This is a genomic window from Mesorhizobium sp. B2-4-14 (genome assembly GCF_006442155.1).
Lineage (GTDB): Bacteria > Pseudomonadota > Alphaproteobacteria > Rhizobiales > Rhizobiaceae > Mesorhizobium.
The window spans coordinates 240,214-264,898 of record NZ_VFVA01000004.1 but is presented as its reverse complement, the minus strand read 5'-3'; the positions used below and the strand labels follow the sequence as shown (position 1 = coordinate 264,898).

The 24,685-nt window shown below is 64.4% G+C and carries 19 protein-coding genes; 10 read left to right on the top strand and 9 right to left on the bottom strand.

The genetic code is table 11. The features are described from left to right. Window positions 1-511 precede the first annotated feature (511 nt). The 3 genes from FJ938_RS06020 to FJ938_RS06010 all read right to left on the bottom strand — a co-directional run bounded on the left by FJ938_RS06020 (window position 512) and on the right by FJ938_RS06010 (window position 5,587). Window positions 512-1,627, bottom strand: a complete 1,116-nt coding sequence (locus FJ938_RS06020) for an aminomethyltransferase family protein (RefSeq protein WP_246673202.1) — start codon at window positions 1,625-1,627, stop codon at window positions 512-514. Window positions 1,628-1,742: 115 nt separating this feature from the next. Next, a complete protein-coding gene (locus FJ938_RS06015) occupies window positions 1,743-3,500 on the bottom strand; it encodes a hydantoinase B/oxoprolinase family protein (protein ID WP_140692048.1) in 1,758 nt (585 codons plus the stop codon). A 2-nt stretch (window positions 3,501-3,502) separates the two neighbouring features. Next, entirely contained in the window at window positions 3,503-5,587 is a 2,085-nt protein-coding gene (locus FJ938_RS06010; protein ID WP_140692046.1) for a hydantoinase/oxoprolinase family protein, read from the bottom strand. Window positions 5,588-5,807: 220 nt separating this feature from the next. Here FJ938_RS06010 and FJ938_RS06005 point away from each other — a divergent pair, with 220 nt between their 5' ends. The 5 genes from FJ938_RS06005 (at window position 5,808) to FJ938_RS05980 (ending at window position 12,286) form a co-directional block, all read left to right on the top strand. Further along, entirely contained in the window at window positions 5,808-6,635 is an 828-nt protein-coding gene (locus FJ938_RS06005; RefSeq protein WP_140692044.1) for a ferredoxin--NADP reductase, read from the top strand. Window positions 6,636-6,845: 210 nt separating this feature from the next. After that, entirely contained in the window at window positions 6,846-7,892 is a 1,047-nt protein-coding gene (gene deoC / locus FJ938_RS06000; protein WP_140692042.1) for a deoxyribose-phosphate aldolase, read from the top strand. Window positions 7,893-8,127: 235 nt separating this feature from the next. Next, a complete protein-coding gene (locus FJ938_RS05990; protein ID WP_140692040.1) occupies window positions 8,128-10,500 on the top strand; it encodes an aldehyde dehydrogenase family protein in 2,373 nt (790 codons plus the stop codon). A gap of 182 nt (window positions 10,501-10,682) precedes the next feature. After that, window positions 10,683-11,414 carry an SDR family oxidoreductase gene (locus tag FJ938_RS05985; protein ID WP_140692038.1) on the top strand — a complete coding sequence of 244 codons (732 nt, stop codon included), beginning with the start codon at window positions 10,683-10,685 and terminating at the stop codon, window positions 11,412-11,414. Window positions 11,415-11,440: 26 nt separating this feature from the next. Continuing rightward, complete coding sequence (locus FJ938_RS05980) at window positions 11,441-12,286, top strand: fumarylacetoacetate hydrolase family protein (RefSeq protein ID WP_140692036.1); 846 nt, start codon at window positions 11,441-11,443, stop codon at window positions 12,284-12,286. A 152-nt stretch (window positions 12,287-12,438) separates the two neighbouring features. Here FJ938_RS05980 and FJ938_RS05975 read toward each other — a convergent pair whose 3' ends face one another. From FJ938_RS05975 to FJ938_RS05945, 6 genes are all read right to left on the bottom strand, one after another. Continuing rightward, window positions 12,439-13,440, bottom strand: coding sequence for an ABC transporter ATP-binding protein (locus FJ938_RS05975; RefSeq protein ID WP_140612548.1), 1,002 nt, complete (start codon window positions 13,438-13,440; stop codon window positions 12,439-12,441). A gap of 136 nt (window positions 13,441-13,576) precedes the next feature. Beyond that, window positions 13,577-14,638 (bottom strand): Gfo/Idh/MocA family oxidoreductase, encoded by a 1,062-nt coding sequence (locus tag FJ938_RS05970; RefSeq protein WP_140692033.1) that lies wholly within the window; start codon window positions 14,636-14,638, stop codon window positions 13,577-13,579. Window positions 14,639-14,885: 247 nt separating this feature from the next. Continuing rightward, window positions 14,886-15,725: a carbohydrate ABC transporter permease gene (locus tag FJ938_RS05965; RefSeq protein ID WP_140612552.1), complete on the bottom strand. Its 840-nt coding sequence runs from the start codon at window positions 15,723-15,725 to the stop codon at window positions 14,886-14,888. Window positions 15,726-15,952: 227 nt separating this feature from the next. After that, window positions 15,953-16,882: a sugar ABC transporter permease gene (locus tag FJ938_RS05955; protein WP_140612555.1), complete on the bottom strand. Its 930-nt coding sequence runs from the start codon at window positions 16,880-16,882 to the stop codon at window positions 15,953-15,955. Between the two features lie 351 nt (window positions 16,883-17,233). Then, window positions 17,234-18,493, bottom strand: a complete 1,260-nt coding sequence (locus tag FJ938_RS05950) for an ABC transporter substrate-binding protein (protein WP_140692031.1) — start codon at window positions 18,491-18,493, stop codon at window positions 17,234-17,236. Between the two features lie 47 nt (window positions 18,494-18,540). Next, on the bottom strand, window positions 18,541-19,455 hold the full coding sequence (locus FJ938_RS05945; RefSeq protein ID WP_140692029.1) for an N-acetylmuramic acid 6-phosphate etherase: 915 nt from the start codon (window positions 19,453-19,455) through the stop codon (window positions 18,541-18,543). A 199-nt stretch (window positions 19,456-19,654) separates the two neighbouring features. Here FJ938_RS05945 and FJ938_RS05940 point away from each other — a divergent pair, with 199 nt between their 5' ends. Genes FJ938_RS05940 through FJ938_RS05920 form a run of 5 tightly spaced genes read left to right on the top strand, consistent with a single transcriptional unit; the run spans window position 19,655 to window position 24,638 of the window. Continuing rightward, a complete protein-coding gene (locus tag FJ938_RS05940) occupies window positions 19,655-20,536 on the top strand; it encodes an N-acetylglucosamine kinase (protein WP_140692027.1) in 882 nt (293 codons plus the stop codon). Beyond that, a complete protein-coding gene (locus FJ938_RS05935) occupies window positions 20,533-21,315 on the top strand; it encodes a GntR family transcriptional regulator (protein ID WP_140692025.1) in 783 nt (260 codons plus the stop codon). Before FJ938_RS05940 ends, FJ938_RS05935 begins: the two co-directional genes overlap by 4 nt. After that, window positions 21,312-22,346: an SIS domain-containing protein gene (locus FJ938_RS05930; RefSeq protein WP_140692023.1), complete on the top strand. Its 1,035-nt coding sequence runs from the start codon at window positions 21,312-21,314 to the stop codon at window positions 22,344-22,346. The genes FJ938_RS05935 and FJ938_RS05930 overlap by 4 nt, the downstream gene beginning before the upstream one ends. Continuing rightward, window positions 22,343-23,515, top strand: coding sequence for an N-acetylglucosamine-6-phosphate deacetylase (nagA, locus tag FJ938_RS05925; RefSeq protein ID WP_140692017.1), 1,173 nt, complete (start codon window positions 22,343-22,345; stop codon window positions 23,513-23,515). Before FJ938_RS05930 ends, nagA begins: the two co-directional genes overlap by 4 nt. Window positions 23,516-23,525: 10 nt before the next feature. Beyond that, window positions 23,526-24,638, top strand: a complete 1,113-nt coding sequence (locus FJ938_RS05920; protein ID WP_140692015.1) for an NAD(P)/FAD-dependent oxidoreductase — start codon at window positions 23,526-23,528, stop codon at window positions 24,636-24,638. The last annotated feature ends 47 nt before the right edge of the window (window positions 24,639-24,685 follow it).

Sequence of the window (24,685 nt, the reverse complement as noted above, 5' to 3'; positions counted from 1 at the left end):
ACGCGTGTTTTCCGGCAGCAAGTGAAATTCTCTCCAGCGCTGACTCGCGATCGGCGGCTAGCTTTGCCAGCAGCGCTGGCCCGCAAGCCCGTCACCGTCATCCCGTATCGTCGGGCCAAGCCCGATGCAAGACTTGACTTCGGCGGCACCCCATGTAATTAACGCGTTAACTACAGCAATGCAATAGTTCAGGAAACGGGAAGCGGTGCCTCACTTCTCCATCGAGTATTCTGCCAATCTCGATGCCAAGGCGGCGCCGACATCACCGTGCCGCTCGGCGGCGTCAAGCAGTCCGGCTTCGGCCGGGACAAGTCGCTGCAGCGCCGATCAGTGGCCACAACTAGTTTGCCGTGACGCTTAATCCACGGCCATGTCAGGACCCGAAGGGAACCCGAAAACGATTTCCGGGTTAGAGCAGTTCACCGTTTCACAGAAACGGTGAACTGCTCTAACTGCTTGTTTTGACGCAATTCCGGACGGAAAACCGTTTCACACTTTTCCTGGAATTGCTCTAACCCCGCAGCCTTGTCCCCTCCGGATCGAAGAACGGCATCGGCGCCACCACCGCACGGGTCGGTTCACCGTCGATGCCGATGCTGAGTTCGGTGCCGACAGAAGTGAAGGGCAACCGCAGATGCGCGGTCGCCAGCACCTCGCCCAGCGAATAGCCATGGTCGCTGTAGGTGACCACGCCGGCGTCGTCGCCATCGGCTAGCACACGGGCGTTCGTCGCGGCGGGCTTGTCGCCGTCGACGATCAGCCCGGTCCAGCGTTCGTCGAGGCCGTTATCACGGACCTTGAGCAAGGCCTCGCGGCCGATGAAATCGCCCTTGTCGAATTTGATCCAGCGGTCGAGGCCGACATGGAAGGGCGTGCGGGTCTCATCCATGTCGATACCATGCGCCGGATAGGCCTTTTCCAGGCCCAGCGTGAACATTGCCAGCACGCCATAGGGTTTCAAGCCAAAGTCCCGACCGGCCTTCATCAGCGCCTCCCAGACCGAGACCGCCTCGTCGGCAGGCACGAACAGTTCGAAGCCGAGTTCACCGGTCACGCCGGTGCGCGAGATCAGCACCCTGGTCTCGCCGACGCGCCCGGAGGTGAACGCCCAGCGCTTGAGCCCGTCCAAATCAGCATCCGAAACCAGCGCCTTCAGGAGTTCGCGCGAACGCGGACCCTGGATGGTCGGGAAAGCAACCGCCGCGGTGATGTCGGTGACATAGGCCTGACGCCCCTGGGCATGATGCTGGAGCCAGGGCAGCATCTTCAGTCGGTTGACCGAGCCGGTCACCAGCATGAAATGCTCCGGCCCCAGCCGGAACACGGTCAGGTCGTCCATGATGCCGCCATCCTCGCGGCAGACCGTGGAGTAGCGCACATTGCCTGGCTTCATCGCCGCGGCATCGTTGACGATGACATGATTGACCAGCGCCTCGGCATCCGGACCCCTGATGTCCATCTTGCCCATGGTGCTGAGATCCTGAACGCCGACATTGGCGCGGGTGTTCAGATGCTCATCGGCAATGCCGGAGTAGTATTTGGCCGAGATGAAATCGCCGCCGACACGGCCCATGGTCGCCCCCAGCGCGACGATGCTGCTGTAGAAAGGGGATCGCCGCTCGGCCAAAACTGTCTCCATCGCTTGCCGATGGAAAATACGAGCTTTTGCATTGCCGGCGGAGACGGAAACGACATGCCTTGTCGATCCCGGGGACGCAAACTTCGCGTCTGCCTGCAGTGGATCAGCTGTCCCGCATTTTGTCCGTCGCCACTCTGTCGACGGCCAGCCCGTCCGGCGCAATCACGACGCCGAATTTCTCGGCCGCCTGCCGGAGCGTGTAGTAGCCGAGCATGACGTCTTTCAGCACCTCGTCCGGATCGCGCTGACGCGGATCGCCATAGCCGCCGCCGCCGGGCGTGCCGACGCGCACGCGGTCGCCCGCTTTCAGCGCGATGTCCTGTTCCTTCGACAGATGCGGGGGCACATGTTCCTCGTGATTGCGGAACACGGTGACGCTGTTGGGCTCGCCATCCTTGCCGCCCAACGCTCCCTGCGGGCCGAAGCGGCCATGGTCCATGACGAAGGAAGCACGCGCTTCGCCGCGCAGGATCTCGACCTCATAGGCGAGGCCGAAGCCGCCGCGATGCTTGCCGGCGCCGCCCGAACCTTCACGCAGGGCATAATGCCGGTAGAGCACGGGAAAGGCCTGCTCCATGATCTCGACCGGCGGCGACTTGGAGATGCCGATGGTCGAGCAGCCATTGGTCAGGCCATCATGACCGGAATTGCCGCCATAACCGCCGCCTGAAATCTGGTACATGACATAGTCGCGGCCGCGCGCCGGGTCGTTGCCTCCGAGCGCGAAATTGCCGCTGGAGCCGGCGGGCGCGGCCGTCACCTTGTCCGGGAGCGCCTGCACCATGGCGGCGAACACCGCCTCGGCGATGCGCTGCGAGACTTCCGCCGCGCAGCCGGAAACGGGACGGGGATATTTCGCGTCAAGGAACGTGCCATCAGGCCGCTTGACGATCAGCGGCTCGAAGGCGCCGGCGCTGATCGGCACGTCCGGGAAGATATGGCGCATGGCGAGATAGACCGAGGACAAGGTCGTCGCCAGCACGCTGTTCATCGGTCCGGCGCAGGGCTTCGACGAGCCTGCGAAATCGAAGGTCAGCGTGTCGCCCTTTTTCTCGACGGCGAGCGCGATGGTCAGCGGCTCGTTGACCACCCCGTCGGAATCGACAAACGCCTGGGAGCGGTAGGTGCCGTTGGGAATGGCCGCGATGTTGGCGCGCATCTGCTCGGCGGCGCGGCGGCGCAACTCGGCGATCGCTTCGACGACGGTTTCGTCACCGTAACGATCGAGGATGCCGTTGAGCCTGTCCTGACCGATCAGCAGTGCGGCGGCCTGGGCCCTGATATCGCCGATGCGCTGGTCGGCGACACGGATGTTGGAGCAGATGATGGCGTAGATCTCCGGATCGAGCACGCCCTTCTTGAACAGTTTTACCGGCGGCAGCCGCAGGCCTTCCTGTTCGACCGCGGTGGCGGAAGCCGAGAAGCCGCCGGGCACCGAACCGCCAATATCAGGCCAATGGCCGGTGTTCGACAGCCAGCAGAAGATTTTCTTGCCCCGGTAGACCGGCATGACGAAGCGCACATCCATCAGATGCGTGCCGCCGAGATAGGGATCGTTGACGATGTAGATGTCGTCCGGCTCCGGGGCCAGGCAGCGGCCATCGGCGATCATTTCGATTACCGTCCTGGTCGAATACTGCATGACGCCGACGAAGACCGGCAGGCCCTGGCTGCCCTGCGCGATCAGCGAGCCGTCGACGGCGGAATAGATGCCGTCGGAGCGGTCGTTGGCCTCGGCGATGACAGGCGAGAAGGCGGCGCGGGAAAAGGTCAGGTCCATCTCGTCGCAGACCTGCTGCAACGCTGCCTGGAGGACCGAAAGCGTGATCGCGTCGAGCTTTGCCCCTTTTAAAGCCGGCATTGTCAGGCCTCGCCGATGTCGATGATGATGTTGCCGTCGAAGTCCGAGCGGGCGCGGTCGCCGGGCTCGAGCACGGTGGTGGCGTCCATCTGTTCGAGGATCGCCGGACCTTCTATTACCGCGTCGAGCGGCAGTCTTTCGCGCGCATATACCGACGTGTCGTGCCAGCGGCCTGCATACCAGACCGGCCTGATCTCGCGCCGCGACTCGTCGAGCGTTTTTGCCCGCCCGGCCGGGTCGATCAACCGCGACAGATCGATCGCCGGGCGCACGCCGGTGACCGAGGTGTTGAGGTTGACGAGGTTGGCGCGGATCTCCGGCAGTTCGACCTTGAAACGGGCGAAATAGGCTTTTTCGAACAGCGCTTGCAGCGTCGCGCGGGTCACCGATGAAGACGGCAGCGGCACATTGATGATGTGGGTCTGGCCGACGAACTGCATGTCGGCGGAATGGGTGACGCGGATCGTTTCCGGCTTCACCGCTTCCTTGCCGATCAGTTCCTCGCCTTCGTTTCGGTGGCCTTTCAACACGGCATAGAGCTGGGCTTCATCGAGCATGGCGACGGGCTGGTTGATGGTGTTGACGAAGTCGTGGCGCAGATCGGCGACGACGCAGCCGAGCGCGTTGGTGATGCCCGGCCGCGCCGGCACCAATACCCGGGGCAGGCCGAGTTCGCGCGCCAGGGCTGTCGCATGCAGCGGCCCGGCGCCGCCGAAGGCGAACAGCGCGAAGTCGCGCGGGTCATGGCCGCGCGACACCGAGACCATGCGGATGGCGCCCGCCATCTTCATGTTGCCGAGCCTGAGCACCGCCCCGGCCGCCTCGACGCCGGACAGGCCGGTCGCCTTGCCGATCTTTTCGGCGAAGATATCCGTAACGCGCTCCGATGTGACCGGATTGTCAACGGCAAGCAGCTTCTTCGGCGCCAGCCGGCCGAGCACCAGATTGGCGTCGGTGATGGTAGGCTCCAGGCCGCCGCGCCCATAGCAGATCGGGCCGGGATTGGCGCCGGCGCTTTCCGGGCCGATCTGGATCAGCCCGGCCGCGTCGACTCGGGCGATCGAACCGCCACCGGCGCCGACCGTGTGCACGGCCACCATCGGCACGTGGATGGGCATGGCATATTCGATCTCGATCTCGTTCGACACCGCCGGCTCGGCGTTGCGGATCAGCGCCACATCGGTCGAGGTGCCGCCCATGTCGTAGGTGACAAGGTTTTCGAAGCCGGCGCGCTTGCCGGTATAGGCGGCGGCGATGACGCCGGAGGCGGGGCCCGACATGACGGTCTTGGCCGATTCACGTGTGACGAAGCGGGCCGAGATCATGCCGCCATTGCCGTTCATGATCAGGAAGTCGCGGGCATAGCCCTTGTCGGCCAATTCCTTGCGCAGGCGCTCGACATAGCGCTCGAGGATCGGCTGCACCGAAGCGTTGACCGAAGCGGTCACGCCGCGCTCGAATTCGCGTGCTTCCGACAGCAGCGCATGGCCGGTGGTGATGTAGCCGTTCGGCCAGAGCTCGGCGGCGATCTCGGCGGCGCGCCGCTCATGGGCGGGGTTGGCGTAGGAATGCAGGAAATGGATGACCAGGGATTCGCAGCCGGCGGCGACCAGCGCCTTCACCGCTTCGCGCATCCCGGCCTCGTTGAGCGGGGTGCGTATGGCGCCCGAGGCTTCGACGCGCTCGGAGACTTCGAGCCTGAGATTGCGCGGGATGATCGGCACAAATGTGCCGGTCATGCCATAGGCTTGAGGCCGCGTGCGCCGGCCCAGTTCGATGACGTCACGAAAGCCGCGCGTCGTGATCATGCCGGTCTTGGCCAGCCGGCGCTCCAGCACCGCGTTGGTGGTGGTGGTCGTGCCATGAACGATGAGGTCGATGCCGTCGACCGGGAAGCCGGTGGCGCCGAGCGCCGAAACCACGCCGAAGGCCTGATTGTCGACCGTGGTGGGCGTCTTGGCGATATGGACCTTGCCGCCGTCCCTGCCGTCGATCAGAAGCAGGTCGGTGAACGTTCCGCCAACATCGATGCCGGCGACGACGCTGCCCAGGGAATCCGACGGTTGCACCGAAAAATTCTCTTTCATTGTCGAAACCCGAAATGCTGGGACTACGGATATGTCACAGTTTGGAAAGGTGTTTTACGGAGCCATCTTGACGCAAATATCGTTTGTATACTAATAAATTCCGGACACAAGAGCTTACCGCTTTGGAGTGTGTGAGCAGCACGCCGGGACCTGAACGGTCCGGGCGCGCAGGAAAAGGTTTGGCGCCCGCGTTCCCGGCTGGGCCAGAAAGTTGGTTTTGATGAACACCACCTCCGCGTTCAACACCGCCGGCGCCCGCCCGCTGCAGTTCCCGATACCGGCCAATGTCTATGCCGAAACGGTCGTCTCGGTGAAGCACTACACCGACCGGCTGTTCTCGTTCCGCATCACCCGCCCGCAGTCGCTGCGCTTCCGCTCCGGCGAGTTCGTGATGATCGGCCTGCCCAATGCCGAAAAGCCGGTGTTCCGCGCCTATTCGGTGGCTAGCCCGGCCTGGGATGAAGAGCTGGAATTCTTTTCCATCAAGGTGCCGGATGGCCCGTTGACCTCGGAACTGCAGAATATCCAGGTCGGCGACACCGTCATCATGCGCCAGAAATCGACCGGCACGCTGGTGGTCGACGCGCTGACGCCGGCCAAGCGGCTGTTCATGATCTCGACCGGCACCGGAATCGCGCCCTTCGCCAGCCTGCTGCGCGACCCCGACACCTACGAGAAATTCGACCAGCTGATCCTGACCCACACCTGCCGCGACAATGCCGAGCTCATCTACGGTCAGGAGCTGGTGGCCGCACTCGAGAACGACCCGCTGATCGGCGAGCTGACCACCGGCCGCGTCACGCTCTACAATTCCACGACGCGCGAGGAATCGGCGCGCATGGGCCGCATCACCGCTCTGATCGGCTCGAGCAAGTTCTACTCCGACCTCGGCATCGACAAGCTCAATCCCGAGACCGACCGCATCATGATCTGCGGCTCGATGCACATGCTGAAGGACGTCAAGGAGCTGGCCGAAAGCCACGGCTTCCAGGAAGGCTCGCTCAGCCATCCCTCGACCTTCGTCGTGGAACGCGCCTTCGTCGGCTGAGGTCTGCTGGCCCCTCGATCATCGAGTTTTGACCTTCCGGTCAAAAAATCAGCTGCTTTCGCAGCCTTTTTCGGCTATCCCTCGCTTGAGGACTCGTGAAGCGCGGCTTCGCGGGCTATCTTCTTGCGTGTCGTCCAGACGTATCGAGCGGTTTGGGACAACGACACGCACCAAGACATAAGCGCATGTCGCTGAATGAAAGGGCAGGAGATGAGCAGCACAATCCGCGAAGCCGATCTGGGCGGCAAGGTCACGCCGCTGCCTGCGCGTGCCGCCGCGAACACGGCAGTGCCGCTGGAACATGGCATTGCCCGCAACCCTGGCATGAAGCTCGATCTCGGCTTCCTGGAATCGGTGCGCAGCGTCAACCGCTCGGCCTTGGAGCGGCGCGTCGCCAGCCTGACCAAGCGGCGCTCGATCAAGGCCGACAACCAGGCCGCCTGGCTGCTGCGGGCGATTGCCTGCATGGATCTGACGACGCTGAACTCCAACGACACCGAGGAGCGCGTGCGCCGGCTCTGCGCCAAGGCGATCAATCCGCTGCGCCGCGACATCGTCGAGGGTCTCGGCATTGCGGGCGAAACCATCCGTCCCGCTGCCGTCTGCGTCTACCACCCCTTTGTCGCCACCGCCGTGGATGCCGTGCGCGGCACCGGCATTCACGTTGCCGCGGTCTCCACCGCTTTCCCGCACGGCCTGGCGCCGCTCTCGACCCGGCTGCAGGAGATCGAGGCTTCGGTGCGCGACGGCGCCGATGAGATCGACGTCGTCATACCGCGCGGCCTGGTGTTCAGCGCAAAGTGGCGCGAACTCTACAACGAGATCGTGTCGATGCGCGCGGCCTGCGGCGACGCGCATCTGAAGGTCATTCTCGGTACCGGCGACCTCGCCACGCTGCGCAATGTCATGCTGGCTTCGATGGTGGCGATGATGGCGGGCGCCGATTTCATCAAGACCTCGACCGGCAAGGAAAGCGTCAACGCGACGCTGCCCGTCGGCCTCGCCATGGTGCGCGCCATCCGGGCCTATTTCGAGGAAACCGGCTATCTCATCGGCTTCAAGCCGGCCGGCGGCATCTCCACCGCCAAGGTCTCACTCGACTGGCTGGTGCTGATGAAGGAAGAGCTCGGCCGGCCGTGGCTGGAGCCGGATCTGTTCCGCTTCGGCGCGTCGAGCCTGCTGACCGACATTGAGCGGCAACTCGAGCATCATCTGACTGGACATTATTCGGCCAATCACCGCCACGCCATGGCGTGATAATAGGGTCTGGGTTTTTGAACGTGGAGTTCCTTCGCGCCCCCCTCTGTCCTGCCGGACATCTCCCCCACAGGTGGGGAGATTGGCTGTCGCGATGGCCTTCGCCAATTTTCGACGTTGAAGAAAAAGGCGCCGGAGCGGACGCTGCCGATCTCCCTCCTTGTGGGGGAGATGTCCGGCAGGACAGAGGGGGGCGCGACAGAGCGCCTGCCAAGACAATTATCTGGAGCGCCCCATGAACATCCTCGAACGCTATCACGCCATGGAATACGGCCCGGCGCCGGAGGCTCGCAACGAGGCCGATGCCTGGCTTGCCGGCCGCGATTTCAGCAAGGCCCTGTTCATCGGCGGCGACTGGAAGGCAGCAAGCGGCGGCAAGACCTTCGACACCAGCGAGCCCTCTTCCGGCAAACTGTTGGCAAAGATTTCCGATGCCAATGCCGCCGATATCGACGCGGCGGTTGCGGCCGCCACGAAGGCGTTGCCGAAATGGTCCGCGTCCTCAGGCTATGTCAGGGCCAAGGTGCTCTACGCCATCGGCCGTGCCATGCAGCGCCACCAGCGCCTGTTCGCGGTGCTGGAGACAATCGACAACGGCAAGCCGATCCGTGAAAGCCGCGACATCGACGTGCCCTTGGCGATCCGCCATTTCATCCACCATGCCGGCTGGGCGCAGGCGCTGGACAGGGATTTCCCCGGCCAAAAGGGTGTCGGTGTCGTCGGCCAGATCATCCCGTGGAATTTTCCGCTGCTGATGCTGGCCTGGAAGATCGCGCCCGCACTTGCCGCGGGCTGCACGGTTGTGCTGAAACCGGCCGAGTTCACGCCGCTGACCGCGATCCTGTTCGCCGAAATCTGCGAACGGGCCGGCGTGCCGAAAGGCGTCGTCAACATCGTCCAGGGCGGTCCGGAAGCGGGCGCGGCCATCGTCAACCATCCCGGCATCCAGAAGATCGCCTTCACCGGTTCGTCCGAGGTCGGCAAGATCATCCGCAAGGCGACCGCCGGGTCGGGCAAGAAACTGTCGCTGGAGCTTGGCGGCAAATCGGCCTTCATCGTCTTCGAGGATGCCGATCTCGACAGCGCCGTCGAAGGCCTTGTCGACGGCATCTGGTTCAACCAGGGCCAGGTCTGCTGTGCCGGTTCGCGGCTGCTGGTGCAGGAAGGCATCGCCGACGCTTTCATCGCCAAGGTCAAGACACGCATGAGCCGGCTGCGCGTCGGCAGTCCGCTCGACAAGAACACCGATATCGGCCCTCTGGTCGATCTGACGCAACTCGATCGCGTCAAGGGCCTGATCGCCGAGGGCGCCAGGCAGGGTGCCGTCTGCTGGCAGCCGGATGCGGTCCTGCCCTCCTCAGGCTACTACCATCTGCCGACGCTCGCGACCGGTGTTTCGCCGGCTAATGTTCTTGCACAGGAAGAGGTGTTCGGGCCGGTCCTGGCCACGATGACCTTCCGCAACACGGAGGAAGCGATCGAGCTTGCCAACAACACCCGTTACGGGCTGGCCGCATCGGTGTGGAGCGAGAATGTCAACCTCGCCCTGCACGTCGCGTCGCAGCTGAAGGCCGGTGTCGTCTGGGTCAACGGCACCAATATGTTCGACGCCGCCTGCGGCTTCGGCGGCTATCGCGAGAGCGGCTTTGGCCGCGAGGGCGGGCGCGAGGGCATGTTCGAGTACCTCGCGGCAAGGCTGCCGCTCGGCCCGGTCATCAAGCCGGCGACGGCCTCGGCGCAGCCGGTCGAACAGGCCGAAGGTTCGGCTATCGACCGCACGGCAAAGCTGTTCATCGGCGGCAAACAGGTGCGGCCGGACGGTAATTACTCGCTCGCCGTCGCCACCGCCAAGGGCAAGCTCGCCGGCGAAGTCGGGCTCGGCAACCGCAAGGATATCCGTGACGCGGTTTCAGCCGCTCGCGGCTGCAAGGCATGGCCGGAAGCGACCGCCTACAACCGCTCGCAAGTGCTTTATTATCTGGCCGAGAACCTTTCTGGCCGCGCGGATGAATTCGCTGCCCGGCTCGTCCAGCTGACCGGCGTGCCCGCGAAGGCCGCGCGCGAGGAGGTCGATCAGTCGATCGAGCGTCTCTTCCTCTATGCCGGTCTTGCCGACAAGTTCGAGGGCCGCGTGCACCAGCCGCCGGCTCGCGCCGTCACGCTGGCGCTGCATGAGCCGGTCGGGGTGCTGGGCATCGTCGCCCCCGACGATCAGCCGCTGCTCGGCTTCATCTCGCTCGTCGCGCCGGCGCTCGCCATGGGCAACACCGTGGTCGCCGTGCCTTCCGAGCGCTACCCGCTGCTGGCCACCGACCTCTATCAGGTGATCGAGTATTCGGATGTGCCCGCCGGCGCCATCAACATCGTCACCGGCCGCAGCGCCGAGCTTGCCGCCGTGCTGGCCAAGCATGACGATGTCGACGGGCTCTGGCTGTTCGCCGACGCCGACACCTGCGCCAAGGCGGAAGCGGACTCTATCGGCAACCTCAAGCGCGTCTGGAGCGGCAATGGGCGCAGCCTGGACTGGGCCTCGGAAGAGGCCGCCGGCGACGCCCTGCTGCGCCGCGCCATCGAGGTGAAGAATGTCTGGGTGCCCTATGGCGACTGACACCGCCATGCTGGCGCAATGACGATCGGACTTGACGCACGGACGCATGTTCTTTAACGAGAAAAAACATCTTTATCTGTGAACTGGCTACGGCACAGGCCGCACAATCGAGCCTGACTGGTCCATGACGTGTCGGCCGGCCACCGATAGAGCGGATGCATCAAGCAGGCGAGGAGAAAAGCATGGCGGATCTGGCAGGCAAGGTCGTCGTCGTCACAGCGGCGGCGCAAGGCATCGGCAAGGCAAGCGCGCTGGCCTTCGCCCAGGCTGGTGCCACGGTCTACGCCACCGACATCAATGAGGTGCTGCTGGCGGAGCTCGCCAAGACTTCCGGCATCAAGACCCGCAAGCTGGACGTTCTCAACGACGAGGCGGTCAAGTCAGCCTTCGCCGAGATCGGCCGCGTCGACATGCTGTTCAACTGCGCCGGTTTCGTCCATTCGGGATCAATCCTGGAGATGAAGGACGCCGATCTCGATTTCGCGTTCAATCTCAACGTGCGCGCCATGATCCGCACCATCCGCGCCGTGCTGCCGGGCATGCTGGAGCGTGGTGACGGGTCGATCATCAACATGGCCTCGCTGGCGAGCTCGCAGAAGGGTGTGCCAAACCGTTTCGCCTATGGGGTTACCAAGGCTGCGGTGATCGGCCTGACCAAAGCGGTTGCCGCCGACTATGTCGGCAAGGGCATACGCTGCAACGCCATCTGCCCCGGCACGGTCGAGAGCCCGTCGCTGCAGGACCGCATGCATGCGCAAGGCGACTATGACGCCGCCCGTGCCGCCTTCATCGCGCGCCAGCCGATGGGCCGGCTCGGCACGCCGGAGGAAATAGCCGATCTCGCGGTTTATCTCGCCGGCGCCACCTATACGTCCGGGCAGGCCTATAATATCGACGGCGGCTGGTCGATCTGAACCAATCTGACTGAGGAGAGAACTGCATGAAACTGCTGCGCTATGGCGAGGTGGGGAGCGAACGTCCCGGCCTGCTCTATGCGGATGGAACGATCCGCGATCTCTCCGCCCATGTCGCCGACATTGCCGGCACGGTGCTGCATCCGGCCTCGCTGGAGATGCTGTCGAAGCTCGATCCGAAATCGCTGCCGGCGGTTTCCGGCAAGCCGCGACTCGGCGCCTGTGTGGCAGGCACCGGCAAGTTCATCTGCATCGGCCTGAACTATTCCGACCACGCCGCCGAAACCGGTGCCAAAGTACCGCCGGAGCCGATCATCTTCATGAAAGCAAGCTCGGCGATTGTGGGCCCGGACGACGACGTGCTGATCCCGCGCGGCTCGGAAAAGACCGACTGGGAAGTCGAGCTCGGCGTCGTCATCGGCAAGACAGCCAAATATGTCAGCGAAGCCGACGCGCTCGACTATGTCGCCGGCTATTGCGTCGCGCACGACGTTTCCGAGCGCGCCTTCCAGGCCGAGCGCCAGGGCCAGTGGACCAAGGGCAAGAGCTGCGACACGTTCGGCCCGACCGGCCCCTGGCTGGTGACAAAGGATGAGGTATCAGACCCGCAGAACCTCAAAATGTGGCTGACCGTCAACGGCAAGACCATGCAGGACGGCTCGACCAGAACCATGGTCTACGGCGTCAAGTATCTGGTGTCCTATCTCAGCCAGTTCATGTCGCTGCATCCCGGCGACATTATTTCGACAGGCACCCCGCCCGGCGTCGGGCTGGGCATGAAGCCGCCGGTGTTCCTGAAGGCCGGCGACGTGGTGGAACTCGGCATCGAAGGGCTCGGCCAGCAGAAGCAGACTTTCAGGGCGGACGTGTAGGGTTGATAAGTTGGCGCCGCCCCTCACCCTTACCCTCTCCCCGTGAAGAACGGGGAGAGGGGGACGCCAGCGTTGCGGCCATTCCTTCTCCCCGTCACTATACGGGGAGAAGGTGCCGGCAGGCGGATGAGGGGCAGCGCCGGCCTCTCCAGTTATTGCTTGATTGTCTTCCCATCCGCTCCAAACCGATAGGTCTTGGCCGGATCCGGCGTCGCATAGAGCGTGGCGCCCGGTTCGGCGTCGTAGACACCGAATATCCGCACCGTGATCAGGCCGGCCTTTTCGCAATCGAGATAAAGATTGGTGTCGGCGCCGAGATGCTCGGCGTGCACAACCGTTCCCTTCCAGGCGCCTGATTTCGGATCGACCGTCAGATGTTCCGGCCGCACGCCGATGGTCTTGGCCGTCTCGCCAAGGCGGGCGCCGTCGATGAAGTTCATCTTCGGCGAGCCAATGAAGCCGGCGACAAATTCATTTGCCGGCGAATTATATAGCTCCATCGGACCGCCGATCTGCTCGATCCGGCCCGCATTGAGCACCACGATCTTGTCGGCCAGCGTCATTGCTTCGACCTGATCGTGGGTGACGTAGATCATCGTCGCCTTCAGCCGGCGGTGCAGCTGCGCAATTTCCAGCCGGGTGTTGACGCGCAGGGCCGCATCGAGGTTGGACAGCGGCTCGTCGAACAGGAACAGCTTTGGCTCGCGCACCACGGCGCGGCCGATGGCGACGCGCTGGCGCTGGCCGCCGGAGAGTTCCGCCGGCCGCCGCTCGAGATAGGGTTCCAGCGACAACATGGAGGAGGCGATGCCGATGCGGCGGTCGATCTCGGCGGCCGGCGTGCTCGCCTGCTTGAGCCCAAGGCCCATATTGTTCTTCACCGTCAGATGCGGATAGAGCGCATAGGTCTGGAACACCATGGCGATGCCGCGTTTCGCGGGCGGCGTGACGGAGACGTCCTCGCCATCGATCAGTACGCGGCCCGAGGTCGAATCCTCCAGGCCTGCAATGACCCGTAGCAAGGTCGACTTGCCGCAGCCGGAGGGACCGACGAAGACGACGAATTCACCATCCGTCACTTCCAGATCGATGCCTTTCAGCACCTCGACCGGCCCAAATGCCTTCTTCACATTTTCGATCTTCAGCGAGCCCACGGCAGTCCTCCAAATTCGTAAGCAGGCGCCAAGGCACCCCCCTCTGGCCTGCCGGCCATCTCCCCCTCAAGGGGGGAGATTGGCAGCTTCCAGGCCTCGCGCCGTTTTGCTGCGCTGGTCGACAGCGATCCGTATGTCAAAGCCTCACCGCCTTCCCGCTGCGCACGCTCTCGTCGGCGGCAAGGCAGACGGCGAGCGACTTGACCGCGTCGTCCATATGGCGGGTCAGGTCCAGGTCTTCGCGGATCGCTTTCAGCACGAAGGCCTGTTCGAGATCGCAAAGATCCTGGTGCCCAGGTTCGCCTGCCATCGACAACATCTCGTCCGGCTTGGCGAATTTGCCGTCCAGTCCGGTCGCCGCGCTATGCAGGCGAATGGTCGAGGTCTTGGTGTGGGTGTCGATGTCGTCGGACTTGACGCCCTCCTTCATGACGATCGAGACGCAGCCGTTCGGCGAGATGACGTCCTTCACGAAGAATGCCGTCTCGGAAATCATAGGACCCCAGCCGGCCTCGTACCAGCCGACCGACCCGTCGTCGAACAGCACCTGCAGATGGCCGTAATTGTACATCGACGGCGCGACCTCTTGCGTCAGCCGCACGCCCATGCCGCGCACCTCGACCGGTTTGGCATCGGTGATCTGCAGCATCACGTCGAGATAGTGGACGCCGCAGTCGACGATCGGCGAGGTCGTCTGCATCAATTGTTTGTGCGTCTCCCAGGTGGCGCCTGAGGATTGCTGGTTGAGGTTCATGCGGAAGACGTAAGGGCCGCCGAGCTTGCGCGCTTCGGCGATCAGCCTGATCCAGGAGGGGTGATGGCGCAGGATGTAGCCGATCACCAGTTTTTTGCCGTTGGCCTTGGCCGCCGCGACGACGCGCTCGGCGTCGGCCACCGTCGTTGCCAGCGGCTTTTCGACGAAGACATGGCAGCCGGCCTCGAACGCCTTCACCGCATAGTCGGCATGGCTGTCCGAATAGGTGGCGATGCAGGCGACGTCAGGCTTCTCGTCACGCAACACGTCATCGAAGGACCGCCTGATGCCATAGCCCGACAGCCCGTCCGGCAGCGGCACGTCGGAGCGGTTGATCAGCGCCGCGATCTCAAAGCCGGGATTGGTGTGGTAGGCGAATGCGTGGCTGCGGCCCATATTGCCGAGGCCGGCGACGACAACGCGAAGGGGTAGTTTATCGCTCACCTGACTGCTCCAGACATTCCATGTTTTCTTGATAGGGTGTCACCCCACCCGGCGCTGCGCGCCGACCTCCCCATCAAGGGGAGGTAGGGCGTCGGCGTGAAAATCCCTGCCGAAGAAGCAACTCGGAAATGAGAGCCCAGGCGGCCGAGAATGAAGCGACGACCTTCTACCTCCCCTTGATGGGGAGGTCGGCGCGCAGCGCCGGGTGGGGTGAAGCGCAGCCGTACGGACAACTGGCGGTCCCCGCTCACTTGACCGCCCCCGACGTAATGCCGCGGATCAGCTGCCGCGAGAAGATGACGTAGAGGACCAGCACCGGCAGGATCGCCAGCGACAGCGCGGCCAGGATGGCGTTCCAGTTGGTGACGAACTGGCCGAGGAAAAGCTGGGCGCCGAGCGTGACCGTCTTGGTCTCTTCCGATGGCGCCAGGATCAGGGGAAACCACAGATCGTTCCAGATCGGGATCATGGTGAAGACGGCGACGGTCGCCATCGATGGCCGCACCAGCGGCACCACCAGGCGAAAGAAGATGGTGTATTCCGACAGCCCGTCGATGCGGCCGGCATTCTTCAGATCGTCCGACACCTGCTTCATGAATTCCGACAGGATGAAGACCGCCAGCGGCAACCCTTGCGCGGTATAGACCAGGATCAGCGCCGTCAGCGTGTTGACCAGTCCGCTCGCCACCATCAATTGCAGAATGGCGACGGTGGCAAGGCGGATCGGGATCATGATGCCCAGCGCCAGGTAGAGTCCCATCAGCGTGTTGCCGCGAAAGCGGTATTCCGACAGCGCAAACGCGGCCATGGCGCCGAACAGCAGCACGAAGAACAGCGAGCCGACGGTGACGACGAAGCTGTTCTGGAAATAGTGGATGAAATCGCCCTGGCCGATCACCGTGGTGTAGCCGATCAGGTCGAAGGTTTTCGGCGTCGGCGGCGTCAGTGGCGCGCCGAAGATGCCGGCGCGCGACTTGAACGAATTCATGATGACCAGGATCACCGGAAACAACGCGATCGCCGTGTAGGTCAACAGGATCGCATGGGCGCCGATGGTGCGGGGCAGCGAACGGGTGGCGATGCTCATTGGACGGCCTCCTGACGAGCCGCAATTGCAAGGAACGGTGCCAAGGCACCCCCCTCTGTCCTGCCGGACATCTCCCCCTCAGGGGGGGAGATCAGCAGCGTCGATGTCGCTGCCTTTTTTGCAACGCTGAAAATTTGCGAAACCGGCGATGACGTCCAATCTCTCCCCTTGAGGGGGAGATGGCCGGCAGGCCAGAGGGGGGTGCCTTGGCTCGACATATCCATCCCTCAGAACTGGTAGCGACGCAGGCGCGTCTGGATGAGGAACAGATAGACGCAGACACCGCCGAGGATGATCAGGAACATGATGGTGGCGATTGTCGCGCCCATGTTGGGATCGCCGACCTGCAGCTGGAAGCCGAAAAAGGCGCGGTAGAGGAAGGTGCCGAGAATATCGGTCGAATAGTTCGGTCCGGCTAACGCCCCTTGCGCGGTGTAGATCAGGTCGAAGGCGTTGAAATTGCCGACGAAGGTCAGAATAGAGATGATGCCGATGGACGGCAGGATCAGCGGCAGCTTGATTTTCCAGAACTGCGACATACCGGTGATCCCATCGCATTCGGCGGCCTCGAGCACCTCGTCGGGGATCGACAGCAGGGCGGCGTAGATCAGCATCATCGGGATGCCGATGAACTGCCACACCGAAACCAGGCTGAGCGCGGTCAGCGCGTATTGCTCCTTGCCGAGCCACGGCGTGAACAGGCTTTTGAGGCCGACGAAATCCATGAGATGCGGCGCCACGCCCCACAGCGGCGACAGGATCAGCTTCCAGGCAAAGCCGACGATGACGAAGGACAGGATCGTCGGCACGAAGATCGCCGTGCGGTAGAAGGCCGAGAACCTGAGCCTTGGGCTGGACAGGAGGGCGGCCAGCAGCACGCCGATCGGGTTCTGCACCAGCATGTGGATGATGAAGAACCAGACATTGTTCCTCAGCGCGTTCCAGAAATTCACCGACCAGTTGGGATCGCCGAACAACGTGCGGAAATTGTCCAGCCCAACGAAGACCTGGTGCTGCTCGATATTACGGAACAGCGACAGCTGCAGCGTGCCGGCGAGCGGCAGGATCATGATCGCCGTATAGACGAGCACGGCCGGCGCCAGGAAGACGGCGATGTGCCAGCGAAACGGTCTTTTGGGTCGTATTTCCGCGGCCATGAGTTCGGTCCCCGCCGATCAAGGTCTAGAGCGGTTCGGCGTTCGATAGAATCGTTGACCCGCTCTAACTCTTTGTTCTTACGCAATCCCGGACGGAAAACCGCTACGCAATTTTCCTGGAATTGCTCTAGGCAATGCGTTCGACGGCAGCGCTGCCCCTCACCCTTACCCGCTCCCCGTAAAGGACGGGGAGAGGGGATCGCCAGCGTTGCGGCTCGTCCCTTCTCCCCGTCATTGTAGGGGGAGAAGGTGCCTGCAGGCGGATGAGGGACGGCGCCGTCGTTCGCAGTCGATGCTATCGGAAGAGGCAGGGCCGCCCAGTTGGAACGGCCCTGCTCCGTGCCTGAGATCTTATTTCGCCGGATGATACCAGCTGTCGAGGCCGTCCTGCAGCTTCTTGGCCGCGGCTTCGGGCGTATCGGTGCCGTTGATGACGTTGGCCGATTCAACCCACGTCTCGTTCTCGAGGTTCGGCGTGCCGCGCGACAGGATCTGGTAGGTCGAGCGGATGGTCGACTTGCACTTGCCGCGCCAGGAGACGAATTCCTGCGCCAGCGGATCCTGCATCTTCACCGGCGAGGAGTTCAGGCTGAAGAAGCCCGGCAGCGCGTTGGCGTAGATGGTGGCGAAATCCGGCGAGGCCACCCAGGACAGGAAGGTCTTGGCCGCGTCCGCGTGCTTGGATGCCGCATTCAGGCCCATGCCGATATCGGTGTGGTCCGAGATGTAGCAGGTGTCGCCAGCCTTCTCGACCGGCGGCGGGAAGGCGCCCATCTTGAACTGGGCCTGGGTGTTGAACAGGCCGATCTCCCACGAGCCGGCCGGGTAGATGGCGGCGCGGCCGAGCGTGAACAGGTTCTGGCTGTCCGGATAGGTCTGCGCCTCGAAGCCGTCGCCCAGATACGGCTTCCACTTGGCCAGTTCCTCATAGGGCGCGACCCAGTCCTTGTCGGTCAGCTTCTGCGTGCCCTTGATGAGCGCCGCGCGGCCCTCCTCGCCCTTCCAGTAGTTGGGGCCGATATTCTGATAGCCCATGGTCGCGGCTTCCCAGAGGTCCTTGGTGCCCATGGCCATCGGGATGTAGGTGCCGTCGGCCTTGATCTTGTCGAGCGCGGCGAAGAACTCGTCGCGGGTCGTCGGCACCTTGATGCCGAGCTTGTCGAAGGCGTCCTTGTTGTAGATGAAGCCGTGGATCACGGATGCCATCGGTACGCAGAAGCTCGACTTGCCGTCATCCGTCTGCCAGGCCGACTTGGCGACGGGGGAGAAATTATCCATGCCGGGCAGCGAGGACAGGTCGGCGAGGTTGCCCTTCTTGAACAGTTCGAGCGACTTGTCGAACGGGCGGCAGGTGATCAGGTCGCCCGCCGAGCCGGCGGCGAGCTTGGCGCCGAGGGCGGCGTCATATTCGGTCGGCGCCGATGGCGCGAACACCACCTTGATGCCGGGGTTCTTGGCTTCGAAGGCCGGGATCAGCTTGTCCTTCCAGATGGAGAGATCGTCGCCGCGCCAGCTTTCGATGTTGAGCGTTACGTCCTCGGCGTGAGCCAACCCGGCCGAGCCGAGAATGCTGGTGCCCAGAAGCAGTGCCGTCAGTAGTTTCGTTGTCATGCTCAGTCTCCCTGTTGACCTTTTTCAGGTTCGGTTTTGATGAGAACCTAGGCTTTGGAGCCCTTGTTCCCCTCGATCGCGGAAAGGGCTGGCCGCAGCTTCTGGCCGGTCCCCTCCAGTATCTTCTGCGCTGCGTCGGCGCTGTCGGCACCGGCGGCGAGCAGAATGGCTGTCTTGACGGCGCCGCCGCTCCTTTCGAGCAGCCGGGCCGCTTCGTCCCTGTCGCGCCCGCTGACCGCGGCGACGATGCGCGTGGCGCGGTCGCGCAGCTTGATGTTGTCGGCCGTGAGGTTGACCATATAGCCGTCATGGACGTGGCCGAGATGGACGGCGGTCAAGGTCGACAGCATGTTGAGCGCGATCTTCTGCGCGGTGCCGGCGCCCATGCGCGTCGAACCGGCGATCACCTCAGGCGGCGTTTCGAGCAGGATGGCGGTTTCGGCCTGGCGAAGCAGGGCTGAATCCCTGTTGTTGGCGATGCCGATGGTCGCCGCACCCCGGCGGGCGGCTTCCTCGATGGCCCGCACCGCGTAGGGCGTCGTGCCGCTGGCGGAAAGGGCGATCAGGCAATCACCCACGCCGATGCCGGCGTTGGCGACCGCCGTCGCGGCCTCCTCGGTATCATCCTCGGGCCCACCGGCTAATGTCCGGAAAGCTTCTTCGCCGCCGGCGACCAGGATGGCGATGCGGTCGCGCTGAATGCCGAAGGTGCCAGGCAGTTCCAAGGCGTCGGCCAGCGCCATCAGGCCCGAACTGCCGGCCGCGGCATAGGCGAGCTTGCCGCCGCCGCTCAACCGGCCAGCGATGATCTCGGCCGCCTTGGCGATGGCGGGAATGGCGTTGCGGACCGCCTTCGCGGCTTCGACCTGCGCATCCGCCAGCGAAACAAGGATGGCTTCGGGGGCCTGGATATCCAGTCCCTCGGCATTCCTGTGCAGCGCTTCGGTACGCGTTTCGGCCATCCCTGCTCCTCCAATGCAGGAAACAATACCAAAAAAATACCACTTGTCCACATGCATTAGTGGCTTCGCGGCCAGGAATTCGATGAGCCGGCGAAATACGTGGGTTTTTCAACGAGATACGCCTTAATCTTTTTGAAACGGAAATTAATCCTTGGCTATTGGTATTTTATTGGTATTATCCGCCCGGAGGAGAAATCGCGTGAATTTCGTGCTCGGTATCGATGGCGGCGGCACCAGCTGCAGGGCCGCCCTTGCAACGGCGGACGGCACCGTCGTCGGCCGCGCCAAAAGCGGCGCCGCCAACATCCGCACCGACCTCACCGGCGCCCGTTCGAACATCGTCGAGGCCGCGCGGCAGGCATTCATCGCCGCCGGCCATAATCCGGACCTGATCCCTCAGACGCCAGCCATTCTCGGTCTTGCCGGCGCCAATGTCGGCACCTACCGGCAACAGCTCGAAGCGATCCTGCCGTTCAGCACCAGCCGCGTTGAGACCGACGCGGAAATCGCGCTGGAAGGCGCCGTCGGTTCGGGCGACGGCGCGATGGCGATCCTGGGCACCGGCACCGCCTACATGGCGCGCAGGAGCGGCAAATCGCGCGCCATCGGCGGCTGGGGCTTTCAGGTCGGCGACCAGGGCAGCGGCGCCCGCATCGGCCGCGACCTTCTGGAACAGACGCTGCTGGCCCATGACGGGGTGCGCGCGCGTTCGCCTCTGACCGACGCCATGATGGCCATCTTCCGCAACAATCCCGAAGACGTCGTCGAATTCACCACCAACGCCAAGCCCGGCGATTTCGGCGGCTTCGCGCCCAAGGTGTTCGAGCACGCCGAGAAGGGCGACGCCGTCGCCAACTGGATCGTCGACAAGGCGGTCGGCGATGTCGAGGCTTCACTCGGCGCGCTCGGCCTTTCGGACGACGCGCCGCTCTGCCTGCTTGGCGGGCTGGCGCCGCTCTACGCGCCGCGCCTGTCGGCGCGCTACAAGGCGCTGCTGAGGGAACCGCTCTATGACGCGCTGGGCGGTGCGGTGCAGATGGCGGCCCGCCTTTTCGCGGGACACGCGGAGGCGGCTCGATGAACGACGCCGCGGACCAAATCTTCGCCGCGCTGAAACAATCGTCGCAAAGCGGCGCGCCGCTTTACCTGCAGCTCAGGAAAAGCATCGAGGACGCCGTCAACCGCGGCCTGATCGGGCCGGGCGACGCGCTGCCTTCGGAGCGCGATATCGCCACCAAGGCCGACATTTCCCGCGTCACCGTGCGCAAGGCGGTGCAGGATCTGGTCAAGGGCGGCATCCTGGTCCAGCGCCATGGCTCCGGCACTTTTGTGGCGCCGCGCATGGAGCGCGTCGAGCAGTCGCTGTCGCGGCTGACCTCCTTTACCGAAGACATGGCGCGGCGCGGCATGGCGGTGCGTTCGGCATGGCTCGACCGTGGCCTTTACGCGCCCTCTCCCGACGAGATGATGGTGCTCGGCCTGTCGTCGAGCGAACTGGTGGCGCGCGTGGCGCGCCTGCGCATCGCCAACGACACGCCGCTGGCGATCGAACGCGCCTCGCTGTCGGCCAGCGTGCTGCCCGACCCGGCGGGGATAGGCTCCTCGCTCTATGCGGCGCTGGAATTGACCGGCAACCGGCCGGTGCGGGCGGTGCAGCGCATCTCGGCCGCCAACCTTGGCGACGGCGACGCGCGGCTGCTGGCGGTGCCGCCCGGTATTGCCGGCCTGCATATCGAGCGTATTTCCTATCTGGCGAGCGGCAAGGTGATCGAATTCACCCGCTCGATCTACCGGGGCGACGCCTATGATTTCGTCGCCGAACTGCGGCTGACAGGGCCGAGCGAAGAGGGCCGACCATGATTTCCAACACCACACATATGCAGCGCGAGATCGAGGAGATCCCGCAAGCCGTCGCCCGCCTGCTCGACGGCTCCGGCGCGGTGCTCGCCGAAGCCGGGCGCGGGATCAGGGAACGCGACCCGCAGTTCGTCGTTACCGTGGCGCGCGGTTCGTCCGACCATGCCGCCACTTTCATGAAATATGCCGTCGAACTGACTGCGGGCCTTGCCGTCGCCTCGGTCGGCCCCTCGATCGCTTCGATCTATGGCCGCAAGCTGCGTCTCGGCGGCTCCGCATGCCTGGCGATCTCGCAGTCGGGCAAGAGCCCCGATATCGTCGCCATGGCCGAAACCGCGCGGGCCGGCGGCGCGCTGACCATTGCCGTCACCAACACCGCCGAGTCGCCGCTGGCGCGCGCCTCGGACTATGCGATCGACATACTGGCGGGGCCCGAGCGCAGCGTCGCGGCAACCAAGACCTTCGTCAATTCCGCCGTCGCTGGTCTTGCTCTGATGGCGCATTCCACCGGCGACGAAGCGCTTCTCAAGGCGCTTGCCCGCTTGCCGGACCATTTCCGCGAAGCGATCGCCTGCGACTGGATGACGGTGCTCGCGGAGACGATCGAGAAGCAGAAATCGCTGTTCATCCTCGGCCGCGGCCCGTCCGCGGCAATGGCCAACGAGGCGGCGCTGAAATTCAAGGAGACCTGCGGCATGCATGCCGAGGCCTATAGCGCGGCCGAAGTCATGCATGGCCCGCTGGCGCTGATCGGTCCCGACTTTCCGGTGCTGGCGCTTGCCGCGCGCGATGCGTCCGAGCTGTCCATCGCCGAAGCCGCCGATGTCCTGGCGGCCAAGGGCGCGCCGGTGTTCGTCACTTCCGCGCTTGCCAAGCGCGCCACGCGCCTGCCGCATGTCGCAACCGGTCACCCGCTGACCGATCCGCTGACGCTGATCGTCTCCTTCTACGTGTTCGTCGAGGCTTTCGCCCGTCATCGCGGCCTCGATCCGGACGCGCCGCGCAACCTTCGCAAGGTGACGGAGACCGTATGAGCGACCGTTTTGCCCTGACCGGCGGCCGCATTTTCGATGGCGACGACTGGCACGAAGACGCGGCTCTTGTCGTGCGCGACGGTCTTGTCGAATCCATTCTGCGCCAGGGCGCCCTGCCCGCCGATATCCGCGCCGTCGACACCGGCGGCGGCATGCTGGTGCCGGGCTTTGTCGACATCCAGGTCAATGGCGGCGGCGGCGTCATGCTCAACGACCACCCCGATGTGGCCTCGATCGAAACCATCTGCCGGGCGCACGCGCCGTTCGGCACGACGGCGCTGTTGCCGACGCTGATCACCGACACGCCAGCAATCACCGCCGCCGCGATTGCCGCCGGCGAAGCAGCCGCGCGACAAAAAGTGCCGGGCTTCCTCGGGTTGCATCTCGAAGGGCCGCATCTGTCGATCGCCCGCAAGGGCGCGCATGATCCGGCGCTGATCCGGCCGATGACCGACGCCGATCAGGCAATACTGATCGCGGCGCGGCAGAAGCTGCCGGTGCTGCTCACCACGGTCGCGCCGGAATCCGTCGACCTGGCCCGCGTCACGGCATTGGCCGGGGCAGGCATCATCGTCAGCCTCGGCCATTCCGACACCGGTTATGCCACCGCGAAAGCCTTTGCCGAAGCCGGCGCCAGCGTGGTCACCCATCTGTTCAACGCGATGAGCCAGATCGGCAACCGCGAGCCCGGCCTGGCGGGCGCGGCCATCGACATCGACACATTGTCCGCCGGGCTGATCGCCGACGGCATCCATGTCCATCCCGCGACCATCAGGATCGCGCTCGATGCCAAGCAGGGGCCGGGCAGAATCGTGCTGGTCACCGACGCGATGGCGACGATCGGCACTGATATGACCTCGTTCACGCTCAATGGCCGGACCATCTACCGCAAGGACGGCAGCCTGCGGCTCGCCGACGGGACGCTGGCGGGCGCGGATCTCGACATGATCTCGGCCGTGCGGTTCATGCACGGCGTCGTCGGCGTCGAGCTCGCGCAAGCCTTGCGCATGGCGTCGCTCTACCCGGCGCAGGCGATCGGCCAGTCGCATCGGCTTGGCCGCCTTGCCAACGGCACGGCGGCGGATATCGTTGCTCTGTCGGACGATCTTAACATAGGAAGCGTCTGGATCGGCGGCGACAAGGTGTTCGAGGCCGGCGCTTCCCGCTGAAGGCGAGGCCATGCAGACAATCGATTGTGTCGTCGCCGGAGCAGGCGTGGTCGGGCTTGCCATCGCCAGGGCGCTCGCCTTGTCGGGCCGCGAGGTGGTGGTGGTCGAGCAGGCCGATGCGATCGGCACCGTCACCAGTTCGCGCAATTCCGAAGTCATCCATGCCGGGCTTTATTATGCGCCGGGAAGCCTAAAGGCCCGACTCTGCGTCGAAGGACGCCGGCGGCTCTACGCCTACTGCGCCGAGCACAACATCGCCCATGCCCGCCCCGGCAAGCTGATCGTCGCCAACGAGCCTAGCCAGACGGAAGGGTTGCGGGCGATCCAGGACAATGCGCGGCGCTGCGGGGTGGACGATCTCGAGTTTTTGACGCGCGACGAGGCCGAAAGCCTGGAGCCGGCGCTGACATGCGCCGGCGCGCTGCTGTCGCCATCGACAGGCATTGTCGACAGCCACGCGTTGATGCTGTCACTGCGCGGCGATGCCGAAGCGGCCGGCGCATCCTTCGCCTTCCTGACCGCTGTCGCCGGAGCCACGATCGAAACCGATGGGATCCGGATCGACACGCGCGATGCCAATGGCGAGACCTTCGCCTTGAAGGCCGATGCCTTCATCAATGCCGCGGGCCTCGATGCGCAGGCCGTGGCCGGCCGGATCGACGGTTTTCCGAGGGATCTCATCCCCCGGCAGTGGCTGGCGCGCGGGAACTATTTCGCCCTTCCGGGCCGGTCACCCTTTTCGCGGCTGATCTATCCGGTTCCGGCCGAGGGTGGCCTTGGCGTCCATCTGACTCTCGATCTCGGCGGCAGTGCGCGCTTCGGACCCGACGTCGAGTGGATCGACCATGTGGATTACACGGTCGATCGGGGCCGAAGCGCCGCCTTCTACGAGGCGATCCGGCGCTATTGGCCCGCCCTTGGCGATGGCGCGCTGCAGCCGGCCTATGCCGGCATCAGGCCGAAGCTGTCGGGCCCCGGTCAACCCGCCGCCGACTTCGTGGTGCAGGGACCGTCCGATCATCGCGCGGGCCGGATCGTCAATCTGTTCGGCATAGAGAGCCCCGGCCTGACGGCAAGCCTGGCGATCGCCGACCATGTCGCCGGGCTGCTGTACCGGGAATGACAGGCGCTGTCGGGAATTGTCATCTCGAACAAACGGCATGAAACCTT

Excerpts from the sequence above, each read along its gene's own strand:
- FJ938_RS06015 (WP_140692048.1), bottom strand. The coding sequence starts at position 3,500 with ATGCCGGCTTTAAAAGGGGCAAAGCTCGACGCGATCACGCTTTCGGTC.
- FJ938_RS06010 (WP_140692046.1), bottom strand. The coding sequence starts at position 5,587 with ATGAAAGAGAATTTTTCGGTGCAACCGTCGGATTCCCTGGGCAGCGTC.
- FJ938_RS06005 (WP_140692044.1), top strand. The coding sequence starts at position 5,808 with ATGAACACCACCTCCGCGTTCAACACCGCCGGCGCCCGCCCGCTGCAG.
- deoC (WP_140692042.1), top strand. The coding sequence starts at position 6,846 with ATGAGCAGCACAATCCGCGAAGCCGATCTGGGCGGCAAGGTCACGCCG.
- FJ938_RS05990 (WP_140692040.1), top strand. The coding sequence starts at position 8,128 with ATGAACATCCTCGAACGCTATCACGCCATGGAATACGGCCCGGCGCCG.
- FJ938_RS05985 (WP_140692038.1), top strand. The coding sequence starts at position 10,683 with ATGGCGGATCTGGCAGGCAAGGTCGTCGTCGTCACAGCGGCGGCGCAA.
- FJ938_RS05980 (WP_140692036.1), top strand. The coding sequence starts at position 11,441 with ATGAAACTGCTGCGCTATGGCGAGGTGGGGAGCGAACGTCCCGGCCTG.
- FJ938_RS05965 (WP_140612552.1), bottom strand. The coding sequence starts at position 15,725 with ATGAGCATCGCCACCCGTTCGCTGCCCCGCACCATCGGCGCCCATGCG.
- FJ938_RS05955 (WP_140612555.1), bottom strand. The coding sequence starts at position 16,882 with ATGGCCGCGGAAATACGACCCAAAAGACCGTTTCGCTGGCACATCGCC.
- FJ938_RS05950 (WP_140692031.1), bottom strand. The coding sequence starts at position 18,493 with ATGACAACGAAACTACTGACGGCACTGCTTCTGGGCACCAGCATTCTC.
- FJ938_RS05945 (WP_140692029.1), bottom strand. The coding sequence starts at position 19,455 with ATGGCCGAAACGCGTACCGAAGCGCTGCACAGGAATGCCGAGGGACTG.
- FJ938_RS05935 (WP_140692025.1), top strand. The coding sequence starts at position 20,533 with ATGAACGACGCCGCGGACCAAATCTTCGCCGCGCTGAAACAATCGTCG.
- FJ938_RS05930 (WP_140692023.1), top strand. The coding sequence starts at position 21,312 with ATGATTTCCAACACCACACATATGCAGCGCGAGATCGAGGAGATCCCG.
- nagA (WP_140692017.1), top strand. The coding sequence starts at position 22,343 with ATGAGCGACCGTTTTGCCCTGACCGGCGGCCGCATTTTCGATGGCGAC.
- FJ938_RS05920 (WP_140692015.1), top strand. The coding sequence starts at position 23,526 with ATGCAGACAATCGATTGTGTCGTCGCCGGAGCAGGCGTGGTCGGGCTT.